The following is a 23694-nucleotide window of genomic DNA, read 5'->3' as shown; positions in this document are numbered from 1 at the left end:
CAGGCGTCTTCATTCCGCGTTGGGATACAACACGCCCGCGGAGATTTACGCGGCGCATCAGGAGATGCGACTGGCCGCGTGAGACAGGCGGTTCAAAGCCTGTCCGGAAACAGCAGGGCCCCTCAGGGCACTGAAGTCGGCGCGCCGGGCCCGCACCCGCCCGGTCACCCTCGACAGGGCCCGCTTGGTCTTGGCCCGGTTCGCCGACCCCTTGCGGCGTCGGGCCAACTGGCGGCGCAGGCGGCGTTCCCGCTCGGTCTCTTTCGGCGTTTGGAAGGTGCGGTCGAACAGGTCGCCCTCGGAGGTGGCCACCGCTACCGCCACGCCGCGGTCCACCCCCACCGCCGAATCGGGCACCGCATGCGAGGTCGGCGTGAGTTCGCCGTCTTCGCAGAGCAGGGACACGTACCAGTGCGCGCCGTCGCGGCGCACGGTGGCGGAACGGACCGTGCCCTTGGGCGGGCGCGACCAGCGGAAGCGCACCCACCCGAGTTTGGGCAGTCTCACCTGCCCCCATTTTCGGCCCAGACGCTGAACGGTGATGAGGGGCCCGTCGGGGAAGCGGAAGGACGGTTTCCAGTGGTGTTTGGGCCGGAAGTTGACGTTGAAGGTGCCGTGCTGGGTGCAGGCCCGGTCCAGGTCTTTGAGGGTCTGCTGCAGGATGTGCGAGGGGGCGGCCTTGAGCCAGCTTTCCTCGGTCTTGGCCTGGGCCAGCTGTGTGGCTTGGAGGTGGTAGCCGCAGTAGGGGGCGGCGTAGCCGCGTTTCCATCGGTCCATGATGTGGCGGCGCTGGTCTAGGGCGGTGTTCCACACCGCGCGGCAGATGTCGCCGTACTCGGCGCACTGGCGGGCTTGGGCGTCGGTGAGCGCCAGCCGGTACCGGAATCCCGTCAGCACAGCACACACACCTCCCCCGTCGATCCTGGAGAGGACCGTAGCCCGAGGATGTGACATTTCTAGGTGGGGGCGGCTATCCCCGCCCTGAAGGGACGGGGTCTGCACCGCCAAAAACCTGATCAACCTGCCGGTCGGGGCGGTGGCGCTGCTGCTGGGCCTGCGCGTGCTGCGCCCGGACGCCATGCGCCGCGGCGGGGCGGGTTTCGACTGGGCGGGCGCGGTACTGGTCGCCGCAGCGCTGCTCCTGGTCAATCTCGGGCTCACCGCGGCCCAGGACGGCGGTTCGTGGTGGGTCGCGGTGTGGTCCGCGGCCGCGGTCGTGCTCTGTGCCGGGTACGTGCTTTACCAGCGCTGGGCGGCGGAGCCGGTGCTGGACCTGGCCCTGTTCCGGGTACGGCCCTTCCTCGGGGTGAGTCTCTTGGGGGTGCTGACCCGGGTCGGCCTGACCGGCGGCACCGTGTACTTCATCCTCTACCTCCAGGACGGGCACGGGCTCGGCCCGCTGGAGACCGGTCTGCTGGTGCTGCCCGTCGGGGTGGGCACCGTCCTCGGCGCGCTGGCGGCGGGACGGGCCCAGTCCCGTTTCCCCGCCGGGACCGTTCTGGCCTTCGGGTTCGTCTTCCTCACCGCGGGCGGGGCACTGTTCGCGTGGCAGGCGTGGAACGTGCACGACCCGCTCTGGTACCTGCCGACCATGGCCCTCTGGGGCCTGGCCAACGGCGTGGTCAACGCGCCCCTGATGGCGGTGGCCACCACGGTCGTGCCCGCCCACCGGGTGGGCATGGCCACGGGTGTGGTCAACAGCAGCTTCCCGCTGGGCGCGGCGGTGGGCACGCTGGGCCTGGGCGCGGCGTTCACCGCGGCGCTCCCGGCGGAGGACGGCGCCGGGGCCACCGTCGCGGCGCTGGGCCGGGCCACCGGAGCGGTGTACGGGGTCGTCGCCGCTGCCTGCCTGGTCGGGGTGTTCGTCGCCCTGTTCCTGGTCCGTGCGGGGAGCGGGAACAGGGCGGACTCGGCCCGGGTCAGTTGACCGCGACCTCGGTACCGCCGGTCATGCGCAGCAGCTCGGGGTAGTCGGTGGGGAAGATGGTGTTCGGCGTCCCGCCCGCCGCCCACAGCCGCGGGTAGTCGGCCAGGGCGGGGTCCACCGCGGTCTCCACCGGTGCCGGGTGGCCCAGCGGCGCGACCCCGCCGATGGCTTGGCCCGTGGCCGCCCGGACCTCCTCCGGCTTGGCGCGCCTGATCTTCGCCTTGCCGAGGCGGTCGGCCAGCACGGCGACGTCCACCTTGTGGCGTCCGCTGGTCATCACCAGCAGCGGCTGCTCGTCGGCCATGAACACCAGGCTGTTGGCGATGGCCCCGACCTCGCACTCCAGTGCCTCGGCGGCCTCCGCGGCGGTCCGGGTGGAGGCGGGCAGTTCGCGCACCCGGCCTTCCATTCCGAGTTCGCGCAGGGCCGCCACCACCAGGCGGCTGCGCTCGGGCAGGTCCTTGACCTCGTCCATGGGTGTTCCTCTCCGGTCCGGTTTCCAGCCGCAGGTTACGCGCCCGCCCTCCGCCCGCGCGAAATCGGGTGTCGTCCCGGGGCGTCCGTGGGGGAGGATTCGCGGATGGAACGGTTGACCCCGCGCCTGCGGTTGAGCCCGATCGGCCCCGATGACGGCGATGACCTGTGGTTCCTGCACCGGGATCCGGGCATCGCCCGCTGGTTCGCGGGCACGGGGACCCGCGAAGGCGCCCGCGTGCAGGCCGCGGACATGGGTCGGCAATGGCGTGAGCACGGTGTGCACAAGTGGCTCGCCCGGCGGCGCTCGGACGGTGCCTTGGTAGGCCGGGGCGGATGCTCTTGGACCGAACTGTCGGGTACCCCGTGCCTGGAACTGGGCTGGGCGCTGCGCGAAGAATACTGGGGCAACGGCTACGCGACCGAGATCGGCCGTGCCGGGTTGGAACTGGCCTTCGAGGGCCTGGGCGCCGACCGGGTGGTGTCCTTCACCGAGGCGCACAACCGGCGTTCGCGCGCGGTCATGGAGCGGTTGGGACTGTCCTTCGTGGGCACGTTCGTCCGCCCCGGCCTCGCTGAGGACTCGGGGGAGGAGGTCGACCACGCCGTCTTCGCCCTCTATGAGGCCCGTGCCTGACGTGGGACGACCTCAGTCCCGGATGAGGTGGCCGTCGAATCCCGCTTCCACCAGGTACGCGTACGCCTCGCGGACGTGGCCGGGGACCTCTTGGGGGACGGCGAAGCCGCGGGCCGGGTACTCCATCACGCGCTGCAGGTCGCCGACCATCGTGTCCACGACCAGCCGGTCGTTGCCGATCGTTCCGAGGTAGTCGTCGAACCCGATCCCGGCCGAGGCGCACACCGTATCCGCCTCGGGCCACAGAGCCCTGGTGGTGGCGTGGGCGCGGCGCTCCATGTACGGCTTGCTGACCAGCATCACGGTGCGCCGCGCGACACCCTCGCGTTCGAGTAGCGCCCGGGCCAGGCGGATGTTCTCGCCCGTGTTGGTGGCCTCGGGCTCCACCAGGATCGCCGTATCGGGAACGCCCAGGTCCAGCGCGTGTTCGCGGTAGTGCACGGCCTCGCCGCGGGGGAACCGGGCCAGGGTCGAGGGGCTGTTCCCGCCGGTGATCACCATGCGGGGGAAGAGACCGCGCCGGTACAGGTCGGCGGCGCACGCGGGGACCCCCGGGTCGTGGCTGCCCAGCACCACCGCGACGTCGCACAGGCGCGGCCGCTGGCCCATGTGCTGGTAGTCCCAGACGGCCCGGGCCCGCCGCCGGACCTCTTCGGTCAGTTCCAACTCCACACCCTTCCGCGCGGGGTCTCTCCCACCGGGTATCGGCCTCTCACTCCAGGAAGCGGAGGACGACCTGCATGACTGCGGCGGGCCGCTCCTGCCCTTCGATCGCCATGCGGCCGTCCACCACGACCTGCACCCCGCCCGACACGTCGGTGACCTCGGCCAGGGTCGCGGCGAGGCGGACCCGAGAGCCTACCGGGACCGGTGCGATGAAGCGGACCTTGTTCAGGCCGTAGTTCACCTTGACCGAGACCCCTTCGATGACGAGGACCTCGCTGAACAAGGGGATGAACAGCGCCAGGGTGAGGTAGCCGTGGGCGATGGCGCCGCCGAAGGGACTGTCCTTGGCGCGTTCGGGGTCGACGTGGATCCACTGGTGGTCGTCGGTGGCGTCGGCGAAGGTGTTGACCCGCTCCTGTGCGACCTCCATCCAGGAGCTGTGGCCCAGGTCCTTGCCGGCGGCGGCGCGTAGTTCGTCGAGTCCGTTGACGGTGGTGGGCATGGGGGTCTCCGATCGTGGTGGCGGGGTTAGGAACTGTCGCGCAGACGGTGTTTGAGGAGCTTCCCGGAGGCGTTGCGGGGAAGCTCCCGGATGAGGGCGAAGGACTTGGGGACCTTGTAGCCGGCCAGGTGCGCGCGGCAGTGCGCGCTCAGGTCCGCCGCCGTGCTGTGCGACCCCTCGGCCGCGACCACGTAGGCGTGGCCCACCTCGCCCCAGGTCCGGTCGGGGACCCCGACCACGGCGCAGTCGCTGACGGCGGGGTGGGCGTGCAGGACGTTCTCCACCTCGGCCGGGTAGACGTTCTCCCCGCCGGAGATGAACATGTCCTTGATCCGGTCGACGATGCGGACGAAACCCTCGTCGTCGGTCACCCCCACGTCCCCGCTGTGGAACCAGCCGTCGGTGTGCACGGCGGCGGTGCTGTCCGCCTGCCCCCAGTACCCGTGCATGACGTTGGGCCCGTGCACCACGATCTCCCCGGGTTCACCCGGCTCGACCGGTGTCATGTCGGGGCGCACCACCCGGGCGTCGGTGAAGAAGCTGGGACGGCCTGCGGTGCCGGCCTTGCGCTCGGCGTCGGCCTCGCCGAGGAAGAGCACTCCGGGAGCGGCCTCGGTCATGCCGTAGCCCTGCAGGAAAGTCAGGCCGCGCTTCTGGTAGGTGGCGATGGTGCTCTCCGGGACCGGGGCCCCGCCCGCCTCCAGCATCCGGACCGACGACAGGTCGGCGTCGGCCCAGCGCGGCGACCCCGACAGCGCGTTGAACATCGCGGGGACGCCGAACATCCAGGTGACCCGTTCCTGCTCGATGAGGTCGAAGGCCAGGTCGGGGTCGAACCGGGGGGCGATGACCAGTCGGCCGCCCTTGAGCAGGGTCGGCAGGCAGGTCATGTTCAACGCGGCGGTGTGGAACATCGGTGCCGTGACCAGGGTGACCTCGTCGGCGGTGAGGTCGACGTCGAGGAGGACGTTGACGCAGTTCCACGAGAGGTTGCCGTGGGTGAGCATGGCGCCCTTGGGCCTGCCGGTGGTCCCGGAGGTGTACATGATCATGCACGTGTCGTCCAGCTGGACGGGCTCGTCCCGCACCGCGGGGCTGGCGGCGGCGAGCCGTTGCTCGTAGTCGTCGGGGCCGTGCCCGGACACGGGCAATAGCTGGGGTACAGCCTCTCGGGAGTACAGTTCGGCGGCGGGGCCGGTGTGGTCGGCGCCGTGGACCAGGAGGCACGGCCTGCTGTCCCGGACGATGTGGTCCAGTTCGGGGACGGCCAGCCGGGTGTTGAGCGGGACCATGATCGCTCCGAGGCTGCCGCAGGCGAACAGCGTCTCCAGCAGTGACGGGTGATTGGTGCCCAGGTAGGCGACGCGGTCTCCGCTGCGGACCCCGAGCTCGTCGAGGACCGAGGCCAGGCGCAGGACGCGCTCGTGCAGTTCGGCGTAGGTGCGGGTGGTGTCCTCGTGGACCAGGGCGACCCGTTCGGGAGAGGTGCGGGCGCGCCGTGCGGTCCACGAACCGATTCCTTGGTTGCGCATCGGGCTATCCCTCCGCCACGTGGTGGAGGGATAGCAGGCGTACGGCGTTGTCCTTGAGGATCTTGGGGCGGACCTCGGGTTTGATGTCGAGCTTGTCGAAGTCGGCCAGCCAGCGGTCGGGGGACAGCACCGGGTAGTCGGAGCCGAAGAGGACCTTGTCCTGGAGCAGGCTGTTGGCGTAGCGGACGAGGAGCGGCGGGAAGTACTTGGGTGACCAGCCGGACAGGTCGATGTGCACCTCGGGTTTGTGCGTGGCCACCGACAGGGCTTCCTCCTGCCAAGGGAAGGAGGGGTGCGCCAGGATGATCGGCATCCCGGGGAAGTCGGCCGCCACGTCGTCCACGTGCAGGGGGTTGGAGTACTTGAGGCGTACACCGCCCCCGCCGGGTACCCCGGCGCCGATACCGGTCTGTCCGCTGTGGAAGAGGGCGACGGCCCCGCTCTCGCGGATCGCTTCGTAGAGGATGTAGGCCGAGCGGTCGTTGGGGAAGAACTCCTGCAGGTTGGGGTGGAACTTGAATCCCTTGACCCCGTAGTCGGCCACGAGGCGCCGGATCCTGCGGGCCCCGAGGGCGCCCTTGGCCGGGTCGATACTGGCGAAGGGGATGAGGGCGTCGGAGTGGGCGGCCGCCGCCTCGGCGACCTCCTCGTTGGGTACCGCGGGCAGCCCGGAGGTGGACTCGGTGTCCACGGGGAAGACCACGCACGCCATGCTCCGCTCGCGGTAGTGGGCGGCGATCTGGTCCAGGGTGGGTCTGCGCTCGCCCTCGACTCCGAAGTAGGTGCTGGACGCCTCGTGCAGGTCGTCGCCGAGCGCGTCTCCGCCGGTGGCGGAGACTTCGGCGTGGGTGTGCACGTCGATGGCGGTGATCCGGTCCAGGTCGATACCGCCCATCAGGCCTCACCCGCTGGCGGGGTCGGTGCGGGGATGCCGACGCTCTGCTCGTCGCGGCCCAGGGTGTGGGCCCACACTGAGCCGATCGCCTCGGCGCTCCAGCCGCCGTCGCGGTAGGCCACGGAGACCTCTTGGGGGTGAGACCAGAGGGAGAGTTTGTCGCCGCCGATGCCGACGCACTGGCCGGTCACGTGCGCGGACTCGTCCGAGGCGAGGTAGGCCACGAGTCCGGCAGCGTCTTCGGGGGTGCCGAAGCCCTCCGCCTGGCGCATCCACCCGGGCAGAGGTGCGCCCTCGTCCTGTGCGGCCGCCACGTGCGGGGCGAAGTCGGGGATGGTGGCGGTCATGGCGGTGGCGGCGACGGGGACGACGGCGTTGACGGTGATGCCGGCGCGGGCGCACTCCATCGACCAGGTGCGGACCATGGCGGCGATCCCGGCTTTGGCGGCGGCGTAGTTGGTCTGGCCGAAGTTGCCGCGCTGCCCTGCGGGGGAGGCGACCATGACCAGGCGCCCGCCTTCGCCGCGCTGGCGCATATGGGTCACGGCGGCGCGGGCACAGGTGAAGGTGCCGCGCAGGTGGACGTCGACGACGGTGTCGAACTCCTCGTCCGACATCTTCCACAGAACGCGGTCGCGCAGCACTCCCGCGTTGGTGACCAGGGTGTCCAGGCCGCCGAAGTGTGTGACAGCCGTGTTCACGAGGTCGTCCGCGACCTGGGAGGTGCCCACGGCTGCTTCGTGGGGGATGGCGGTGCCGGAGGTTTCGGTGATCTCGGCGGCCACCTTCGCCGCGGCCTCTCCGTCAGCGTCGTTGACCACGACCTGGGCGCCTCGCCGGGCCAGTTCGAGCGCGTAGGCCCGGCCGAGGCCGCGCCCTGCGCCGGTGACCAGTGCCGATTTTCCCGTGAGGTCCATCGGTGAACTCCGTTTCTGGAGGGAGGGGTTGGGGGGTAGGGGGCGATCGATGGAAGGGGGGTGGTGGTGCACGAACTTATGTGCAAATCTTGCAGCAGTCAAGAAAATGCACAATATGATGCGGTCGGATGCCCTGAGCAGCCCCGACTACCATTGGGCCAGGTAGAGGCAGGAATGGCGGAGCATATGGATGAGCCGACGCACGGGGCCGAAGCGGTGCGGGAACGGGACGGTGTTCGAGCACGACCGCAGTCGTTCATGCTGGCCTTCCTCGGCCGGTTCGTCCTGGGGAGGGGCATCCGGGTCTTCTCCGGCTCCTTCATCGACGTCCTCTCCCGCGTCGGCGTGTCCGAACAAGCGGTCCGCTCCACGCTGAGCAGGATGGCCCAGCGCGGCCTGCTGGACCGCGAACGCAAAGGCCGCCGCGTCTACTACGGGCTCACCCCCCGGTGCGTGGACATCCTCACCGAAGGTGAGAAGCGCATCTGGGACGCCGGGGTGGTCAACCTCGACGACGACGGCCTGTGGACCCTGCTGTCCTTCTCACTGCCGGAGGCCTGGCAGCGCCAGCGGCACGACCTGCGCACCCGACTGTCCTGGTCGGGTTTCGGTCCGCTGCGCAGCGGGCTGTGGATCGCCCCCTCGGTCGTGGACACCTCCGGCTTCGTCGCCGAACTCGACCTCGTCGACCACGTCCGGGTCTTCCACGCGCGCCTGGGTCCGCCGACCGAGGCCGGCCAGCTCGTCCACGAGGCCTACGACATCGCCGATCTGGAGCGCAGGTACCGGGACTTCCTCGCCCGGTGGGCGGCCACGAACCCGGTACCCGAGGCCCCCGACGAGCTGGCCCGGCTCCTCTACCTGGTGACGGAGTGGATGCGGCTGATCCGCGCGGACCCGCGCCTCCCGCTCGCCTACCTGTGCGAAGACTGGCCCGCGGTACCGGCCCAGGACCTGGTCAACGAATTGCACGAGACCTACCAGGAGACGGCGACCCAGCTCGTCGAGGAGATCATAGACGTCATTCCCGATTGAGCTCCTCTTCCCGCGCATCGCGGTGGCGGACGCTCCGGCGGCGTCGCCACCGCTCACGGACGGAGGGAACGATCCCGTGCGGGAGGAAGAGCACCGTGACCACCAGCAGCAGCCCGTAGACCGCGTACGAGAACACGCTCGGCGCGTAGTCGGGCATGCCGTCCATGGTCCCCAGCACGCCGAGGAAGTGGACCCCGACCGTCACGAGGGTGGTACCCACGACGGCACCCCACACGGATCCCAGCCCGCCGACCACCGCCATCACCACGTAGCTGATCGACATCGCCACCGGGAACATCCCCGGTGAGAGGAACCCGATGTAGAAGGCGTAGACACCGCCGGCTGCCCCGGCGAACGCGGCCGACAGGGCGAAGACGGTGAGCTTGTACCGCCCGACGGGGATCCCGGAGGAGGCGGCCGCGGTCTCGCTTGTGGCCAGCGCGCGCAGGGCCCGGCCCGGCCGGGAGTCCACCGTGTTGCGTGCCACCAGGATCACGACGGCGAGCACCGCAAGCGACAGGTACGCGTACCCGAGGTTGGTCGACACTTCCCACGGGCCCAACGAGAGCAGTGGGACGCCCTGCAGGCCCACGCTGCCACCGAGCGCGTCGGTCTGTGCCACGACCACCAGGAACATCAGGTGCACGGCGATGGTGGCGAAGGCCAGGTGGTGGCCGCGCAGGCGCAGCAGAGGCAGGCCCAGCAACAGGGCGATCCCGGCCGCCACCAGCGGAGCGAGGAACAGCCCCGCCAAGGTGGGCCACCCGTTCATGGAGACCATCGCCGCCGTGTAGCCGCCGACGGCGAAGAACACCGCCTGGCCCAGCGAGACCTGACCGGCGTACCCCATGAGCAGGGAGATACCGACAACCACGCACGCGCTGAGCGCCACCTGGACGTACACGGCCAGGCCGCCGCTGTCCAAGGCGAGCGGCGCCAAGAGGGCGGCCGCCGCGAGCAGCGCGAACCCCAGGTGGCGGGGCCACCGGCGCGGTGGGGAAGGCAGCACCGACTCTTCGGAACGGTCCGGAGCGGACACGGTCGCACTACTCACGCAGTCACCTCCTGGTGAACCGTGGGGCGTCGCGCCGCGTGCCAGACCATCACGGTGAGCATGACGACGAGCGCGACCATGGTCTGGTAGGCGGCATTGCCGTACCCGGCGACCAGTGCCTCGACGACACCGAGGAGGACGCCGCCGGCGAGCGCGATCATGGGCCGGGTCAGCCCGCCGAGGATCGCGGCCGCGAAACCGTGCACGATCAGTGACACATCCGAGTTGAACGACATCGGCCGCAGCGGTGTGAGCAGCACACCGGCGAGCCCGCCGAGGACACCTGCCAGCACGAAGGCGAACAGCGCCATGTGCGCCACCGGGATCCCCACCACCCGTGCCGCGTAGGGGTTGGTGGCGCAGGCAGTGAGCGCCTTGCCGAGGTAGGTGCGGGTCAGGAACAGCCACAGCAGGACGAACACCACCGCGGTGACCGCGATGACCAGCAGGTGGTGACGGCGTACCGGCACGCCCATAAGCGAGGTCATCCCGGACAGCCCCGCCGTGGAGCGCGGTGTGTCGCCGAACGCCGCTACCAGTACCGCGTAGGCGAGGAAGCTGATCGCCAGGGTGACGATGAGCGCGGTCATCGGGGAGGTGCCGCGCCGTCCCAGGGCCAGTGCCCAGGTGAATGCCCCGACCAGGCCGGCGACGGCCACCGCCGCCAGCTCGGCGACGCCGTGCCAGAGCCCGGCGCTGAGGAAGGCCGCCGCCGTCATCCCGCCGACCACGGCGAACATGCCCTGGGCGAAGTTGACGACTCCGGTGACCCGGTAGATGGTCACCAGCCCGCTGCCCACCAGCGCGAACCCGCAGCCGATGGCGATACCGCTGATCACGTGGTGGAGGAACTCGGTCACGACGCCACCCCCTCGCCCAGGTAGGCGCGGGCCACCACGGGGTCCTGCGCCAGGTCGGCGCTGGATCCCTCCGCGACCACGCGCCCTGCCTCCAGGACGTAGGCGCGCGAGCACACGTCCAAGGCCAATCGGGCATTCTGTTCGATCAGGAGCACGGCTGTTCCGCGCTCCGTGTTGAGGCCGACCAGGTGGCGCACCAGGTTCTGGACGATCTTGGGGGCCAGCCCGAGGGACAGCTCGTCCACGGCGATCACATCCGGCTGGGCCATCAGCGCCCGCCCGACCGCGACCATCTGCTGCTGTCCGCCGGACAGTGAACCCGCCCGGCGGCGGTGCAGCTCCCGAAGGTCGGGCAGGACCTCGTAGACGTGGGCGGGGTCGCGTTCACGCACCCGCCACGCGCCCAGCCGCAGGTTGTCCTCGACCGTGAGGTCTCCGAACAGCTGGCGGCCTTCGGGGACGTGGGCCAGCCTTCCCTTGACCTCGGCCCGGCCCGAGGCCGGACGCAGCACTCCGGACAGGGTGTCCACCAAGGTGGACTTTCCAGCGCCGTTGGGCCCGACCAGCGCGACCATCTCGCCCTCGCCCACGGAGAGCGAGATCCCGTCCAGGGCGGTGGCCGCTCCGTACCGGACCACCAGGTCCTCCAGGGCGATCACGCTGCGGCCCCTTCCTGCGTACCGAGGTAGGCGGAGACGACCCGGGGGTCCCGGCGCACCTCGTCGGGTGTTCCCTCGGCGATGACCCGCCCCAGGTCCAGGACGGTGATCCGGTCCGAGAGGCGGGCGACGAAGGACACGTCGTGTTCGATGAGCAGTGTTGTCTGGCCGGCCTCCCGGAGCTCCTCGACGATGACAGCGAGCCGTTCGCGCTCCTGCGCGCGCAGTCCGGAGGCGGGTTCGTCGAGCAGGAGGAGTTCCGGGTCCGCGCACAGCGCCCGGGCCAGCTGCATCGCGCGCTGCTGGCCGATGGGCAGGGACTCCGCGGGGGCGTCGGCCCGGTCGGACAGGCCGACCCGGTCCAGCGCCTCACGGGCGAGGGCACTGATCCGCCGTTCCGCGGCGTGGTGGGCGGGCAGGCGCAGGATCGCCGAGGTGAACCCGCAGCGCTCGCGCAGGTGCGCGCCGACCATCACGTTCTCCAGCACGCTCATGCCGGGGAAGATGCGTGCGCCCTGGAACACGATGGCTACGCCCCTGCGGGCGCGCCGGTGGGCGGACAGGCGGCCCAAGGACCGCCCGCCCAGCGCCACGGTGCCGCGGTCGGCGCGCAGGTGACCGCTGATCAGGTTGAAGATCGTGGACTTGCCCGCGCCGTTGGGGCCGATGATGCCCCGGGTCTCGCCGTCGGCGACGGTCAGGTCCACGTCCTGGACGGCGTGGACCCCTCCGAAGGACCGACTGAGACCGGCGATGTCCAGCTGGGGCACGGTCAGCCTCCGTAAGTGGCGTTGAGCTGTTCGATCGACCACGGCACCGGGACGAACTCGCCGTCCTCGACCTGGTTGACGGAGATGGCCTCCGTGCTGATCCCTGCGTGGTCGGTCTCGGAGTAGGTGTAGGTGCCGTTCGGCGTGACCAGCTCGAGGTCCTCCAGGGCCGCGAGGATGTCTTCGTGCTCGGTGGAACCGGCGGACTCGATGGCCTCGACCAGGAGCTGGACGGCGGTGTAGCCGTCGAGGGCGAACTGGGGCGGCTCCTGCTCGTACGCCTCGGAGTAGGCCTCGACGGTCTCGAGGATGACGTCCTTCTGGTCGCTCTCGGGGAGGTGCTCGCCGACCACGCCGATGGAGCTGAGGACGGTCACACCCTCGGTGGCCTCCCCGGCCGGCTCCAACCAGAGGTGGGAGGCCTGCGAACCGGTGACCACCAGGGGGACGTCGGCGTCCACGGCATCGTACTGCTGCGTGAAGGTCACTCCGGGCGGGCCGGTTCCCCAGAAGAGGAGGGCGTCGGGGTCTTCCTCGTCCAGGCCGGAGAAGACGTGCCCGAAGTCGGTGGTGTCCTGCTGGTACTCGTTGACCTGTACCAGGTCGATCCCGTAGTCGTCGGCCAGCTCGTCCATGGCCAGGTATCCGGCGACGGCGTAGGAGGTGGCCGAGTAGGCGACGGACACCCGGGTCATGCCTTCGGCCTCGAAGTACTCGAGGGCCCGTTCGGCGTAGGCCGTCGCAGTGGCGGGGACGACGAACACCTCGTCGCGGAGGGGGTCGAGCTGTTCGTCCGCGGGGGTGGGGGAGAGGTAGGGGACACCGCTGCGCTCGATGGCGGGGATGGTCGCCATGGCGCTGTCGGAGAACGCCGAACCGATGAAGGCCGCGGGCTCTTCGGACTGGATGTCGTTGAAGGCCAGTACCGACTGGTCGGGTGAGCTCTGGTCGTCCCGGGTTTCGAGTTCGATATCGCGGCCGAGGACCCCGCCGTCTTCGTTGACCTGCTGGACCGCCAGCTCGACGGCCAGCTCGTTGTCGGTACCGAGGTTGGAGAAGTCGCCGGTCAGCGGTGTGATGTAGCCGATCACCACGGGTTCGTCGGTGTTTTGCTCCTCATTGCCGCATGCGGTGGCCGCGATGAGAGCGAGACAAGCGCTGAAGGAGAGAAACCTGCGCACGGAGGTACTCCTGGGAAATATGGGGGGTGGGGGTAGGCAAGCGCCCCTGAGCTGGGGAGCTGGAGGCCGCTGTGACGTGGGCGGACGACGCACCACGGGTGCGGATCTGTGAGTGTCCGGGGACACTCCGTGGGGATAAACTTAGGCACAATTCTTGCATCAGTCAACATCATGCAAAACTTGGTGCGCACGGCTCCGGGGGGTCCGCGGTGCCCTCGCGGTGCCTTCGCGCGAGTGGTGTGGTGGACCCCGGACACGCCGACGCCCACCGGGCCGTGGTGCGGCCTTTCGGTGGGCGTCGGTGCGTTGTGCGGGGTTTTCGGTTCCTCTGGGCGGGTCGCCTCAGCAGGCGCTGTCACTGGGCTTGGGCACGGCCAGGCCGAACAGGGAGCGGGCGTGCAGCCCGGCCCAAGTCCCGGCCAGCGCGAAGACGGCCCACAGCCAGCCGTGCAGGCTGCCCGAGCCGATACCGGCCAGGTATGCGCCGATGTTGCAGCCGCCGGCGAGGCGGGCGCCGATGCCCATGAGGATGCCGCCGACCAGGCCGGCGGCCACGAGGTTCCAGCTCAGGCCCGAGTGCAGCTTCCATGTGCCCGCGGCGCCGGCCGCCACCGCGGCGCCCAGGATGATGCCGATGTTGGTGAGGCTGTTCTTGTCCTGAAGGATCGGGTTGGCCAGCTGGGCCGCCTGGTCCGGCTGGGCCCAGAACGCCCAGGTCTCGGGTTGCACGCCGACCAGCTGCAGGGCCTTGGCGCCCCACAGGTTGAAGGCCGAGGTGATACCCCAGGCTCCACCGGAGACGACGAGCACGGCCGCGCCGAGGAAGGCCAGGACCAGCGCGCCCGCGATCAGCGGCCAGCTGCCGCGCACGATCCGCAGCAGCCCCTGGGCCGAGGGCGGTGCGCCAACGGGCGGCGGGACGCGGCGGTTCTGCACCGCGCGGGTGATGACGACCAGGCCGATCAGCGCCGCGATGGTCAGGGCCCAGGAACCGCCCCAGCCGACGTGGTCGGAGAGGAGCAGCGGTGGAACCTCGGGCAGGTCGGCGACCAGTGGCCACGCGAGGCTGTAGATCTGGGAGCCGACGATGAAGCCGAAGAGCGTGATGACGATGGCGGACTGGCCGGAGCCGACCGCGAAGAGCGTGCCCGAGGCGCAGGCGCCGCCGAGCTGCATGCCGATCCCGAACAGGAAGGCCCCGGCGAACAGGGCGATGCCGATCGGACCGGTCATGGGCTCGGGCTCGTTCCCGAACAGACCCGTTCCGGTCCCGATGACCAGCGCGAACAGGGTGGCGGTCGTCCCGAGCAGGACCGCGTGGGCGCGCAGACCGGTGCCGTTGCCGACGGCGAGGAACTGGCGCCAGGCCGAGGTGAACCCGAAACGGGAGTGGAACAAGGTGAAGCCCAGGCCGGTGCCCAGCAGCAGGAGGACGGCGGGCAGCGCTCCGTGCTCGGACCACACGAAGGCGGACAGGCCCAGTGCCCCGATCAGGGCTACGGCGAGCGGCCACCAACGGACCGGCTCGGCCTCGGGGGCCTGGGGCGGCGGGACCGAGAGCGTGGGGCGCCACTTCAGGGCGAAGGGAGAGACCTCGGCAGAGTGGGCTTCGGAGCCGGTATTCCCGGTCGTTGCGGTGGGTGTTGCGGTCACAGGGGTGGCGTCCAAACATGACGGGGCGGGACGGCCTGGGCCGTGAGTGCGTCAGGGGTACACCGGTGCCGCGCGGGGTGCGGGAAGACGGGTCGGGTCAGCGCACGCGAAGACGGCACCGGCGGCGACACAGGCCGTTGTCGGTGCTCGTGAGCGACATGGAGATCAGAACCATGCGCAGAAAGCGTGCGGGACCGGACATGGTGAGGATTCTAGGGCATAGCGCAAGGTCCATCACGGGGCCGTCTACATGAGAGAGCCCACATGAGGCCAGGCCAGGGTGGTGTCAGCGGACCTCGGGGCGCCCCGGTGGGTCGGGATGCTCCGAGGGGTCGGGCGCACGGTGGCGGCCCGGGCGTCTTCGCGGCGGCTCCTGCGGAGGCTGCCCCGGAGCGGGGTCCGGATCCCACTGTGCCTCGAGGGGATGCTGCTGGTGGGCTTGCTGTTCCGGCGGGGCCGGAGGCCGGTGGTCCGAAGGTGGCGCTTGGGGTGCCCAGTGCGGCGAGGGAACGACCGATCCCTGCGGCGGTGTTGCGGGCGGGGGAGCCGACGGCCCCTGGTGGGGTGCGTACGGCTGCTGTGGTCCGCTGTATCCCTGGGGTGCGGGCGGATGTTGCGGCCCGCTGTGCCCATAGGGCGCGGGTGGCTGCTGCGGTCCGCTGTGGCCGTGGGGCATCGGCGGATGTTGCGGCCCGCTGTGACCCTGGGCTTGGTGGTGGGCCTGCTGGTACTGCGCGCCGTACGGCTGACCCCATGGCGGCTGTTGGCCGGGGTGCGGTGGCTGCTGCCCGTGGGATCCGATCTGCCCGTGGGGCCCCGGAGGTCCGGGCGGCCCCTGGTGCCCGTGGTGTCGAGCTGTCCGGGCCGCCGCTGCGCCGGACCGGGCCAGTGCGATCACCAGCAACAGTGCGATGGCGCAGATGAGCAGCCAGCTGCCGTAACGCCATGCCGGCAGAAGCACGTCGTCCATGAAGGCTTGCATCGGAGTGAGTTCGGGGGCGTCCACTCCCGGCACGGTCGCCGGGACCGGCGGGACCGACATCCACAGGACCTGCATGGCCGCCGACCAGAGTGCGTAGAGGCAGGCCAGCGCTCCCGCGGTCATGACGAGCCCGCGTGCCCGGCCGACTCGTCCGGCGCGCACCAGCGCGAGAATACCCACGACCCCGAAGAACAGTGCTTGGACGAAGGCGATCACCGTGTTGAGGATCATAACGATCAGGCACCTCCACGCGGATCAGAGTGTCCAGATCCGGGCTGTGCCGGTCCGGGCTGTGCGGGTCCGGGCTGCCCGTAGCCGGGGTGCGGCTGGGGCATGCCCGGATGTGGCGCGGGTGCGCCCTGCCAGGGTTCGGCCTGCGGGCGGGTTGGTTCCACCGGGTCGCGACGTGTGGCGGCCAGGGCCAGGAAAAGCAACCCGGCGGCGATCATGAAGGTGCTCAGGTAGCCCACGGCGATGGAGACCTCGACCAGCCCGGTCACCCCCAGGAGTCTGAAGGCGAAGAGTTCCACGAGCACGTGCACCACGGACGAGGCGGTGAGCAGGACCAGCCCGCTGACCGCCGTGCCGCGGACCGCTCGGGGGAACCGGGGGAGGAGGCAGAGACCGACCACTCCCACTACCGCTGGGAGGCAGGAAAAGGCCAGGCTGATGAGGTAACCGGGGTCAAGAGGTGGCATCCGTGCTCCCGTTGGGGGCGGTGTCCGGTCGGCGCTCCGGGGACGGGGGAGCGCGTGTGGTCAGTCAGGGGCACGCGTAAGGATTCCTGGTGATTCTAGGCGAAGGGCAGGTCGCATCCCATCACCGCACCCCGCGGTGCGGTGGCCGGACCCGGCCGCCCGGCCAGGTATCCGGTGCTGGGGAAGCGCGCGCGGGCGGATCAGTCGGTGGAAACGAGGGCGACGGTGCCGTTTTCGGTCCGGGCGGTGACGGTGCTGTCACCGGTGTCGTCCACCGGTATTTCGGTGCGGATCTCGCCGTTTCCGGTCGTCTCGAACACCGCGTAGGGGCCGCCGGGCAGAGCGACCGTCGCGTCGCCGTTGTTGGTGCTGACCTCCACCTCGGAGGGTGTCTCGGAGAACCGGGCGTCGATGGTGCCGTTGTCGGTTGCCGCCGTCAGACTCTCCGGCCCGGCTTCCTCGACGTCCAGATCCCCGTTTCCCGCGGTCAGGGTGAGCGGGCCGCGGACTCCGGAGATCCGGACCGGTCCGTTGTCGGTGGTCACTTCGACGGGGGCGGTGAAATCGGAAACGGTGGTGGTGCCGCTGGAGGCCTGCACCGACAGCGCTGTATCGGCGGGCAGCGCGACCTCGTAGCGCACTTCGCAGTCGGTGAGGGTGCCGCAGTCGGCCTCCAAGGTGAGCGTGTCGCCCTCCAGGTCCCAGTCGCCGCCCGCGGCCCCGGTCTCCTCCCGCGTCACCCGGATCTGCTCCGTGTCCGCGGGGACCAGCTCCAGGTCGGCGTCCTCCACCTCGACCAGGAGCAGTTCGGGGATGTCGTCGAACCCTTTCTCCTCCGGTTCGTCGAAGGCACCGCCCGAGGCACAGCCGGTGGTGACGGCCAGGGCGAGGAGGGCCCCACCGACGATGAGCGCACCCCCTGTCGGCCGACGGTCCGCCTTCGACCGAGTGGGTTCCGAGGGTCCGTCCATAGCGTGAACGTAACATGACGTTGGGTGTTGCCTGTCTAAAGCGCCGAAAAGAGGGGGCCTCCACCAGGGAGGAGTGCGGTGAGTCCCGACGGTGCGGCCACACACGGACCGGGGCCCGAGACGGCTGCCTCGGGCCCCGGTGGGGGTGTTGGCGACGGGGGCTGGCACTGGTCCGGCGCCGGGGCGGCGCCTACTCCATGTCGTAGACGCGGACGTAGTCCACGACCATCTCCTGCGGGAACTCGGTGGTCTCGTCGGGGTAGCCCGGCCACTCGCCGCCCACCGCGACGTTGAGGATCATGAAGAACTCCTGGTCGAAGACCCAGTCGCCGCTGACGTCGTCCGGGGTGATGGTGTTGTACTCGACTCCGTCGACGGACCAGGTGATCGAGCCGGGCTCCCAGTCGATCGCGTAGACGTGGAAGCCCTCGGCGAACGACCCGCCGTCCGGGTGGTCGTAGGAGGCGCCGACCCCGTCGCCCGCCGAGTAGCCGGGCCCGTGCACGGTCCCGTGGACGGTCTCGGGCTCACTGCCGATGAGCTCCATGATGTCGATCTCGCCGGAGTCGGGCCACTCCGTGTCGGGGAAGTCGGAGCCGAGCATCCAGAAAGCGGGCCAGACACCCTGGCCGCTCGGCAGCTGGATGCGCGCCTCGATCCGGCCGTAGGCGTGCTCGATGTTGTTCTGCGTGGTCATGCGGGCGGAGGTGTAGCCGCCGTCGTCCTCCTCGATCGCGGTGATGACGAGGTTGCCGTCACCGTCCAGAGCGGAGTTGTCCCGACTGGTGGTGTAGTTCTGCAGTTCCTCGTTGCCCCAGCCGTGGTCGCCGGTCTCGTGGTTCCAGTTGTCGGGGTCGGGGGCGTCGCCCTCAGCGCCGTCGAACTCGTCGGACCAGACGAGCTCGCCCTGCTGGGCGGCGTCCGTCGACGTCAGTTCGGTGTTGGGGTCCGCGTCGCCCCCGGCCCAGGTGAGGGCGGTCGCGGTGAGGGCCGCGGCGGCCCCGAGGCCCACGGCGGCGGTGACGGTGTGTCGTACCGTCTTCCGGTTCTGTTCGGTCTTCCTGCTCGTGTGCATCGTGCTCTCCTATGGGGGGTGCGGGTTCCGAGCCCCTGACACGCGCGAGCTAGCGGGTCGCGCGCGGGTCCCGTTGAGGGTTCGAATGGCCCGCTGAATAGGTGTTAAGTGACTGTACGAGCGCGTCAGATGTGTAACAAGGGGTTTTCGGCAAGAATTTGGGATCGCTCCCAAATGCATTCCGGTCCGGGTTCCAAAGGGTGGGGAATGCCGATCGGCCCGGAGTCCCCTTCGGTCCTCCGGGCCGATTCCGCTCACACGATCTGCGCTACCGCTACGCCGCGACTACACCTTGACCCGCATCCACGCCGCGCGGATCCAGCCCCCGATCACCACTCCGAACGCGCCGGCCGCGACGAGGACGAACAGCGCTGAAAGTATCCACTCGCGCGAACCGTCGGGCCCGTACACCCGGTCGGCGGCGCCCGCGTCCACCGCCGCGACCTCCTCGCCCTCCACGCACGTGGACCGGTCGGCGGCGTGCAGGCGGACGTCCTGCTCGTCCCCGGCGGCACCCGCGCCGTCCTCGGCCGCCTCCGGGGCGAACGTCCCCTGGCAGGTGCAGGACTCGTGCCCCGGGTGCTGCACGCACGACACTGACTCCGCCACGAACACACCCGGGACTCCCTCGCCCTGGGCTGCTCGCACACCCTGCTCCAGTCCGGTCAGCCCCACGTAACCCAACAGGCCCGTGATCACCAGAACCACCACTGAGAAAGCACTCGGACGCATCGTCAGACCTCCCGGCCGATCCGCAGGGACAGCAGGGCCCCGAACACGCACAGCGCCGCCGCCAGCAGCCACAGCGGCCCGTATCCGCCGCCGACGTCGCGCACCAGGCCGCCGGTGACCGCCATCCCCCCGGCACCCACCTGGTGCACCGCGTTGATCCAGCCGAACACCACCGCGCCGTCCGCGCCGAACATTCTCCGGCCCAGCAGGATGGTGGGCGGCACTGTCGCCACGTCCAAGAGGCCGAACAGCACCACGAAGGCCAGCATCGCCGGTCCCGCGTCCGGCCCCAGGATGAGGGGCAGCAGGGCCAGCAGCGCGGCCCGGCCGCCGTAGTACACCGCCAGCAGCACCCGCGGGTCGTACCGGTCCGAGAGCCACCCCGATAGCACCGTTCCCACCAGCGAGAACACACCCACGGCGGACACCAGTGCGGCCGCCACCGTCACCGGCATGCCCTGGTCCTGGGCGGCGGGCACGAAGTGCGCCCACAGCAGTCCGTTGGTGGTCGCTCCGCACACGGCGAACGTCCCGGCCAGCAGCCAGAAGCGACGCTGGCGCACGGCGCTGGCCAGCACCCGGACCGTCCGTGCGGCCGCGCCCCGCTCCGGCTCGGGCTTGGGTGTGAACTCGCGTGCTCCGTAGGGGCGCAGGCCCACGTCCGCGGGGTGGTCGCGCAGGGCCACGGCCACCAGAGCGGCCAGGGCCAAGGAAGCCAGGGCCAGCGTCACCACTGCCGGGCGCCAGGAGTGGTGGTCCACCACCCACGCCAGCGCGGGCAGGAACACCAGCTGTCCGAAGGCGCTCGCACCGGTGAGCGCGCCGACCACCAGGCCGCGGCGCTCCACGAACCAGTTGTGCGCGACCGTCGCGGCGAAGGTCATCCCCAGGGCGCCGGCCCCGGCACCCACGAGCAGCCCCCAGTACAGGGTGAACTGCCAGGGCTGGGCCATCACGGTCGTGAGGAAGGCGCCCGAGACCACTACCGCCAGCGCTGCCAGCGCGATCCGGCGGATGCCGAAGCGGTCCATCAGGGCGGCGGCGAAGGGGGCGATGAGTCCGTAGACCACCATGTTCACCGAGGCGGCCAGACCGATGGAGGCGCGCGACCACTGGTACTCGCTGTGCAAGGGGTCGGTGAGGAGTCCGGGCATCGCGGCGAAAGCGGCCGCCCCGGTGATGGTCAGGCCCGCAACCAAGGCGATCAGCCAGGCGCGGCGCGGCCGGGCGGGTGCGTGGTTCCGTGTCGTGTTGAGCATGGAACCAGCGTCCTGCGAAAGGCACCCCTGCCGACAGTGGCCCGAAAGCCAATATGTGAAAGAATCAGGCCATGCCTGTCTTCAATCACCCCGAACGCCACCCGGTCGCCGTACTCGTCCGCCACCGGCTCCTGCCGATCGAGACGGGCATCGTCCACCGCCTCTTCGGGCAGGCCCGCGGGGCCGACGGGAACCTGCTCTACGAGGTGGTCACCTGCGCACTGGAACCCGGCGAGGTGGCCACCGACACGGATTTCAGCATCAACGTCCCCCACGGCCCCGAGGTCCTGGCCGAGGCGGCGACGGTCATGCTGCCCGCCGCCGAGGAGGACTACGTCGAGCGCCCCCACGACCCCCTCGCCCCGGACCTGGCCGCTGCCTTCGACCGCATCCCCGCCACCGCCCGGGTCGCCTCCATCTGCAGCGGCGCCTTCGTCCTCGCCGCCGTCGGGCTCCTGGACGGCTGCCGGGTGACCACCCACTGGCGTTCGGCGGGCTTCTTCCGCGCCATGTACCCGCACATCGACCTCGACCCGGACGTGCTGTACACCGACAACGACGGCCGCGTACTCACCGCCGCCGGTGTCGCCTCCGGCATCGACCTGTGCCTGCACATGATCCGCTCCGATCACGGCGCCGCGGTCGCCAACGAGGTAGCCCGCGGCACCGTCGTCCCGCCGCACCGCGACGGCGGACAGGCCCAGTACGTGCGCCGCCCCGTGCCCGAGCAGGCCCGCGCCGCCACCGCCGAAGCCCGAGCATGGGCCCTCGCGAACCTGGAGGATCAGCCGGGCCTGCGCGAGATGGCCGAACACGCCTCCATGAGCGTGCGCACCTTCACCCGCCGCTTCCGGGAGGAGACGGGCCTGTCGCCCGGCCGCTGGTTCGCCGAGCAGCGCCTCGACCGCGCCCGCCACCTACTGGAGGAGTCCGACCTGGTGGTCGACCGCGTCGCCGCCCAGGCGGGCTTCGGTACGGGGGCTTCCCTTCGCCAGCACATGCAGCAGGCCCTGGGCGTGAGCCCCAGTGCCTACCGCCGCACCTTCCGAGGGCCCGGGGGTTCGCCGATCACCCGGACCGCAGACACCGCATGACCATCGCGGTCGTGCGCTCCATGACGCCGGTCGCGTTGGCGGGGTCGCGCGCGATCCGGCGGACGCCGGCCTCGAGCAGCCCGGAGACGAGTTCGATATCGAGGTGGACGTCACCGGTGTCGCGGAACTCCCCCCGCGCGACACCCTCGCGCACCACGCCGACGAAACGGGCCTTGATGAACACGTACGGGCCCGCCGCCGCCAGGTCCTCTGAAGCGCGGGGCTGAAGCTGGCTCTGGAGGACGAAGAGCCGGTGCGTCTCGGTGGAGAACGACTTCAGGAGGGCTTCGACGATCGCCGTGATGCGCGCGGTGGGGGAGGTGGCCCGGTCTTCGGCGATCTCCTCGATCCGCCGCGCCATCGCGGTACCGGAGTGCTCGACGGTGGCCGCAAGGAGCGCGGTCTTGTCCGGGGCGTAGTTGTACACGGTGTTGCGCGCGATCCCGGCCCGGGCGGCGACGTCCCCAAGGGAGACCTGTTCGAAGGAGTGCTCGGTGAGGAGGCCGTCGAGCGCCTCCGTCAGCGCGGTCCACGTGCGTTCGCGGTGGTCGGCGAGGTTCTCGCCCCGGATCCTAGGCATACCACCAGTATCCACACGCCGCGTGACTTTCGCGACCGAATGTCTTAATGTTTGCGACAGAAAGTCGCTATATTTCCGGCTCGGATAGGCGACCCCCGGAACCGAGCCGACACAGGAAGAGGGGCACCATGGCGGATCAGAGCTCGCCGCTGACCGGAAGCAGCACGATCGGTGCGTGGCTGGCGCACCCCGAGGGCGCTGAAGCCCTCGGTGAACTCCTGGCGCGGGCGGGGGTGGGCGCGGACTCCCTGGCCCCGGTCAGCAACCTCCCGCTCCGGCAGATGGTCGAGCTCAGCCAAGGGTCGGTCACCCAGGACACCGTCGACGACCTGGTCCGCCGGGTGAACGGGGGAGTGATCCCCGAGGAGACCGGCACCGCGGCCGGGTGGCGTGAGCGCGTCGTCCCGGGGCGCTTCGACGGACAGACCGTCATCGTCACCGGCGGAGCCTCCGGGATCGGTCGTGCCACCGCCTCACGAGTGGCGCGCGAGGGCGGTCGTGTCATCGCCGTCGACATCTCCTCCGGCGGCTTGGACGCTCTGGCCTCGGAACTGTCCGATTCCGACGTGACCACCGTCGTGGCCGACCTGGCCGAGTCCGGTGACGTGGCGCGCATCCTCGAGGCAGCCGGTCCGCGTATCGACGGACTCGCCAACGTCGCGGGCATCAGCGACGATTTCTCTCCGATCCACGAGGTCTCGGACCAGATGTGGGAGCGGGTGTTCGCCGTGAACGTCGACGGCCTGTTCCGCATCACCCGCGCCGTGGTCCGAGTGATGCTGGAGACGGGTGGCGGCTCGATCGTCAACGTGGCCTCGGAGGCGGCCCTCAAGGGATCGACCTCCGGGGTGGCCTACACGGCGTCCAAACACGCCGTCGTCGGCATCACCAAGAGCTCGGCCTTCATGTACGGACCGCAGGGCATCCGCGTCAACGCCGTGGCCCCCGGCGGTGTCGCCACCGGAATGAGCGCGGGAGGATCGGAGTACGGGCGCGGCCGCCTGGACGACTTCCTGGCACTGGTCCCGCCGATCGCGACCGCGCCGCAGCTCGCCGCCTCGATCAGCTTCCTGCTGAGCGACGACGGGGTGAACGTCTCGGGTGCGATCCTGCCCTCCGACGGGGGCTGGTCGGCGCAATAGTCGTCCGGGACGCAGTAGCCGGCCGGGAACGGGCCGCAGGTATCCGGAGCGAATCCGGATTCCGGCCCCGGGAATAGTCACCCGCCCCACCTCGTTGTGCGTGGTCCGGGCCGGTGCGGTAGCAAGTGTCCCCCGGGCTCAACTGAAGCCTTCACGGAATACCGAACCCCGCGTGGGCGCCAGGAACCGTGTTGTGCCACCCGCCGTGAGGCGACCGCCGCACCGGTCCGGGCCAGGACGGCCCCGTCGAGCACAGCTCGACGGGGCCGTCCTCTTGGTGTGCCCAGCATGGGCAGTTGCTTGGAGGTGGAAGTCCTCTAGAGGAAGCGGCAGTGCTAACTCTGAGCCGGAGGCAACGGCGTCACCGTGAGGTGGGGTCGAGAGGAAGCCCGAGGCGAA

Annotated in this window: 25 protein-coding genes; 5 read left to right on the top strand and 20 right to left on the bottom strand. The window is 70.5% G+C overall.

The features are described from left to right. Nucleotides 1–57: 57 nt before the first annotated feature. A complete protein-coding gene (locus tag ACYVDG_RS30695) occupies nucleotides 58–897 on the bottom strand; it encodes an RNA-guided endonuclease InsQ/TnpB family protein (RefSeq protein WP_460762674.1) in 840 nt (279 codons plus the stop codon). Nucleotides 898–1036: 139 nt separating this feature from the next. On the opposite strand from ACYVDG_RS30695, the gene ACYVDG_RS30690 reads away from it, so the two are divergent. Continuing rightward, nucleotides 1037–1927: an MFS transporter gene (locus ACYVDG_RS30690; RefSeq protein WP_460762669.1), complete on the top strand. Its 891-nt coding sequence runs from the start codon at nucleotides 1037–1039 to the stop codon at nucleotides 1925–1927. On the opposite strand, the gene ACYVDG_RS30685 is transcribed toward ACYVDG_RS30690, so the two are convergent. Further along, nucleotides 1920–2402: a YbaK/EbsC family protein gene (locus tag ACYVDG_RS30685; RefSeq protein ID WP_460762666.1), complete on the bottom strand. Its 483-nt coding sequence runs from the start codon at nucleotides 2400–2402 to the stop codon at nucleotides 1920–1922. The genes ACYVDG_RS30690 and ACYVDG_RS30685 overlap by 8 nt on opposite strands. A gap of 105 nt (nucleotides 2403–2507) precedes the next feature. Here ACYVDG_RS30685 and ACYVDG_RS30680 point away from each other — a divergent pair, with 105 nt between their 5' ends. Next, on the top strand, nucleotides 2508–3038 hold the full coding sequence (locus ACYVDG_RS30680; RefSeq protein ID WP_460762663.1) for a GNAT family N-acetyltransferase: 531 nt from the start codon (nucleotides 2508–2510) through the stop codon (nucleotides 3036–3038). A gap of 12 nt (nucleotides 3039–3050) precedes the next feature. Here ACYVDG_RS30680 and ACYVDG_RS30675 read toward each other — a convergent pair whose 3' ends face one another. From ACYVDG_RS30675 to ACYVDG_RS30655, 5 genes are read right to left on the bottom strand one after another with little or no spacing between them, the layout of a single operon-like run. Continuing rightward, a complete protein-coding gene (locus ACYVDG_RS30675; protein WP_460762659.1) occupies nucleotides 3051–3710 on the bottom strand; it encodes a YdcF family protein in 660 nt (219 codons plus the stop codon). Between the two features lie 40 nt (nucleotides 3711–3750). Further along, complete coding sequence (locus ACYVDG_RS30670; protein WP_460762655.1) at nucleotides 3751–4206, bottom strand: MaoC family dehydratase; 456 nt, start codon at nucleotides 4204–4206, stop codon at nucleotides 3751–3753. Nucleotides 4207–4232: 26 nt separating this feature from the next. Next, complete coding sequence (locus tag ACYVDG_RS30665) at nucleotides 4233–5738, bottom strand: acyl-CoA synthetase (protein ID WP_460762650.1); 1506 nt, start codon at nucleotides 5736–5738, stop codon at nucleotides 4233–4235. A gap of 4 nt (nucleotides 5739–5742) precedes the next feature. Further along, entirely contained in the window at nucleotides 5743–6633 is an 891-nt protein-coding gene (locus tag ACYVDG_RS30660; protein ID WP_460762647.1) for an amidohydrolase family protein, read from the bottom strand. Further along, complete coding sequence (locus tag ACYVDG_RS30655) at nucleotides 6633–7550, bottom strand: SDR family NAD(P)-dependent oxidoreductase (protein ID WP_460762644.1); 918 nt, start codon at nucleotides 7548–7550, stop codon at nucleotides 6633–6635. The genes ACYVDG_RS30660 and ACYVDG_RS30655 overlap by 1 nt, the downstream gene beginning before the upstream one ends. A gap of 186 nt (nucleotides 7551–7736) precedes the next feature. Between ACYVDG_RS30655 and ACYVDG_RS30650 the strand changes: the two genes are divergently transcribed. Continuing rightward, a complete protein-coding gene (locus ACYVDG_RS30650; protein ID WP_460762639.1) occupies nucleotides 7737–8585 on the top strand; it encodes a PaaX family transcriptional regulator in 849 nt (282 codons plus the stop codon). Here the strand turns inward: ACYVDG_RS30650 and ACYVDG_RS30645 are convergent. The 12 genes from ACYVDG_RS30645 to ACYVDG_RS30590 form a co-directional block, all read right to left on the bottom strand. Next, nucleotides 8572–9639 (bottom strand): branched-chain amino acid ABC transporter permease, encoded by a 1068-nt coding sequence (locus ACYVDG_RS30645; protein ID WP_460762635.1) that lies wholly within the window; start codon nucleotides 9637–9639, stop codon nucleotides 8572–8574. The genes ACYVDG_RS30650 and ACYVDG_RS30645 overlap by 14 nt on opposite strands. Continuing rightward, nucleotides 9636–10499: a branched-chain amino acid ABC transporter permease gene (locus ACYVDG_RS30640; protein ID WP_460762630.1), complete on the bottom strand. Its 864-nt coding sequence runs from the start codon at nucleotides 10497–10499 to the stop codon at nucleotides 9636–9638. The genes ACYVDG_RS30645 and ACYVDG_RS30640 overlap by 4 nt, the downstream gene beginning before the upstream one ends. Then, nucleotides 10496–11158, bottom strand: a complete 663-nt coding sequence (locus tag ACYVDG_RS30635) for an ABC transporter ATP-binding protein (protein WP_460762627.1) — start codon at nucleotides 11156–11158, stop codon at nucleotides 10496–10498. The genes ACYVDG_RS30640 and ACYVDG_RS30635 overlap by 4 nt, the downstream gene beginning before the upstream one ends. Then, a complete protein-coding gene (locus ACYVDG_RS30630) occupies nucleotides 11155–11928 on the bottom strand; it encodes an ABC transporter ATP-binding protein (protein ID WP_460762624.1) in 774 nt (257 codons plus the stop codon). The genes ACYVDG_RS30635 and ACYVDG_RS30630 overlap by 4 nt, the downstream gene beginning before the upstream one ends. Nucleotides 11929–11930: 2 nt before the next feature. Beyond that, nucleotides 11931–13109, bottom strand: coding sequence for an ABC transporter substrate-binding protein (locus ACYVDG_RS30625; RefSeq protein WP_460762621.1), 1179 nt, complete (start codon nucleotides 13107–13109; stop codon nucleotides 11931–11933). A gap of 342 nt (nucleotides 13110–13451) precedes the next feature. Further along, nucleotides 13452–14762: a YeeE/YedE family protein gene (locus tag ACYVDG_RS30620; RefSeq protein WP_460762618.1), complete on the bottom strand. Its 1311-nt coding sequence runs from the start codon at nucleotides 14760–14762 to the stop codon at nucleotides 13452–13454. A 286-nt stretch (nucleotides 14763–15048) separates the two neighbouring features. After that, the gene (locus ACYVDG_RS30615) at nucleotides 15049–15975 is read right to left on the bottom strand and encodes a hypothetical protein (protein WP_460762615.1); all 927 of its coding nucleotides are present in this window, start codon (nucleotides 15973–15975) and stop codon (nucleotides 15049–15051) included. A 5-nt stretch (nucleotides 15976–15980) separates the two neighbouring features. Continuing rightward, nucleotides 15981–16442 carry a hypothetical protein gene (locus ACYVDG_RS30610; protein ID WP_460762612.1) on the bottom strand — a complete coding sequence of 154 codons (462 nt, stop codon included), beginning with the start codon at nucleotides 16440–16442 and terminating at the stop codon, nucleotides 15981–15983. Between the two features lie 200 nt (nucleotides 16443–16642). After that, complete coding sequence (locus tag ACYVDG_RS30605) at nucleotides 16643–17413, bottom strand: DUF4097 family beta strand repeat-containing protein (protein ID WP_460762607.1); 771 nt, start codon at nucleotides 17411–17413, stop codon at nucleotides 16643–16645. A gap of 190 nt (nucleotides 17414–17603) precedes the next feature. Next, nucleotides 17604–18488: a glycoside hydrolase family 16 protein gene (locus tag ACYVDG_RS30600; RefSeq protein ID WP_460762604.1), complete on the bottom strand. Its 885-nt coding sequence runs from the start codon at nucleotides 18486–18488 to the stop codon at nucleotides 17604–17606. Nucleotides 18489–18773: 285 nt separating this feature from the next. After that, the gene (locus tag ACYVDG_RS30595) at nucleotides 18774–19220 is read right to left on the bottom strand and encodes a hypothetical protein (RefSeq protein ID WP_460762601.1); all 447 of its coding nucleotides are present in this window, start codon (nucleotides 19218–19220) and stop codon (nucleotides 18774–18776) included. Between the two features lie 2 nt (nucleotides 19221–19222). Then, complete coding sequence (locus ACYVDG_RS30590; RefSeq protein WP_460762597.1) at nucleotides 19223–20479, bottom strand: MFS transporter; 1257 nt, start codon at nucleotides 20477–20479, stop codon at nucleotides 19223–19225. A 71-nt stretch (nucleotides 20480–20550) separates the two neighbouring features. On the opposite strand from ACYVDG_RS30590, the gene ACYVDG_RS30585 reads away from it, so the two are divergent. Next, complete coding sequence (locus ACYVDG_RS30585; protein WP_460762591.1) at nucleotides 20551–21573, top strand: GlxA family transcriptional regulator; 1023 nt, start codon at nucleotides 20551–20553, stop codon at nucleotides 21571–21573. Here ACYVDG_RS30585 and ACYVDG_RS30580 read toward each other — a convergent pair. Beyond that, a complete protein-coding gene (locus ACYVDG_RS30580) occupies nucleotides 21548–22153 on the bottom strand; it encodes a TetR/AcrR family transcriptional regulator (RefSeq protein ID WP_460762586.1) in 606 nt (201 codons plus the stop codon). The two genes, ACYVDG_RS30585 and ACYVDG_RS30580, sit on opposite strands and share 26 nt — an antisense overlap. Before the next feature lie 128 nt (nucleotides 22154–22281). Here ACYVDG_RS30580 and ACYVDG_RS30575 point away from each other — a divergent pair, with 128 nt between their 5' ends. Beyond that, a complete protein-coding gene (locus tag ACYVDG_RS30575; RefSeq protein WP_460762582.1) occupies nucleotides 22282–23295 on the top strand; it encodes an SDR family NAD(P)-dependent oxidoreductase in 1014 nt (337 codons plus the stop codon). Nucleotides 23296–23694 lie beyond the last annotated feature (399 nt).

This window comes from Nocardiopsis oceani (assembly GCF_054777395.1).
The sequence above is the reverse complement of the archived record's forward strand: the minus strand, read 5'-3'. Positions and strand labels throughout refer to the sequence as shown.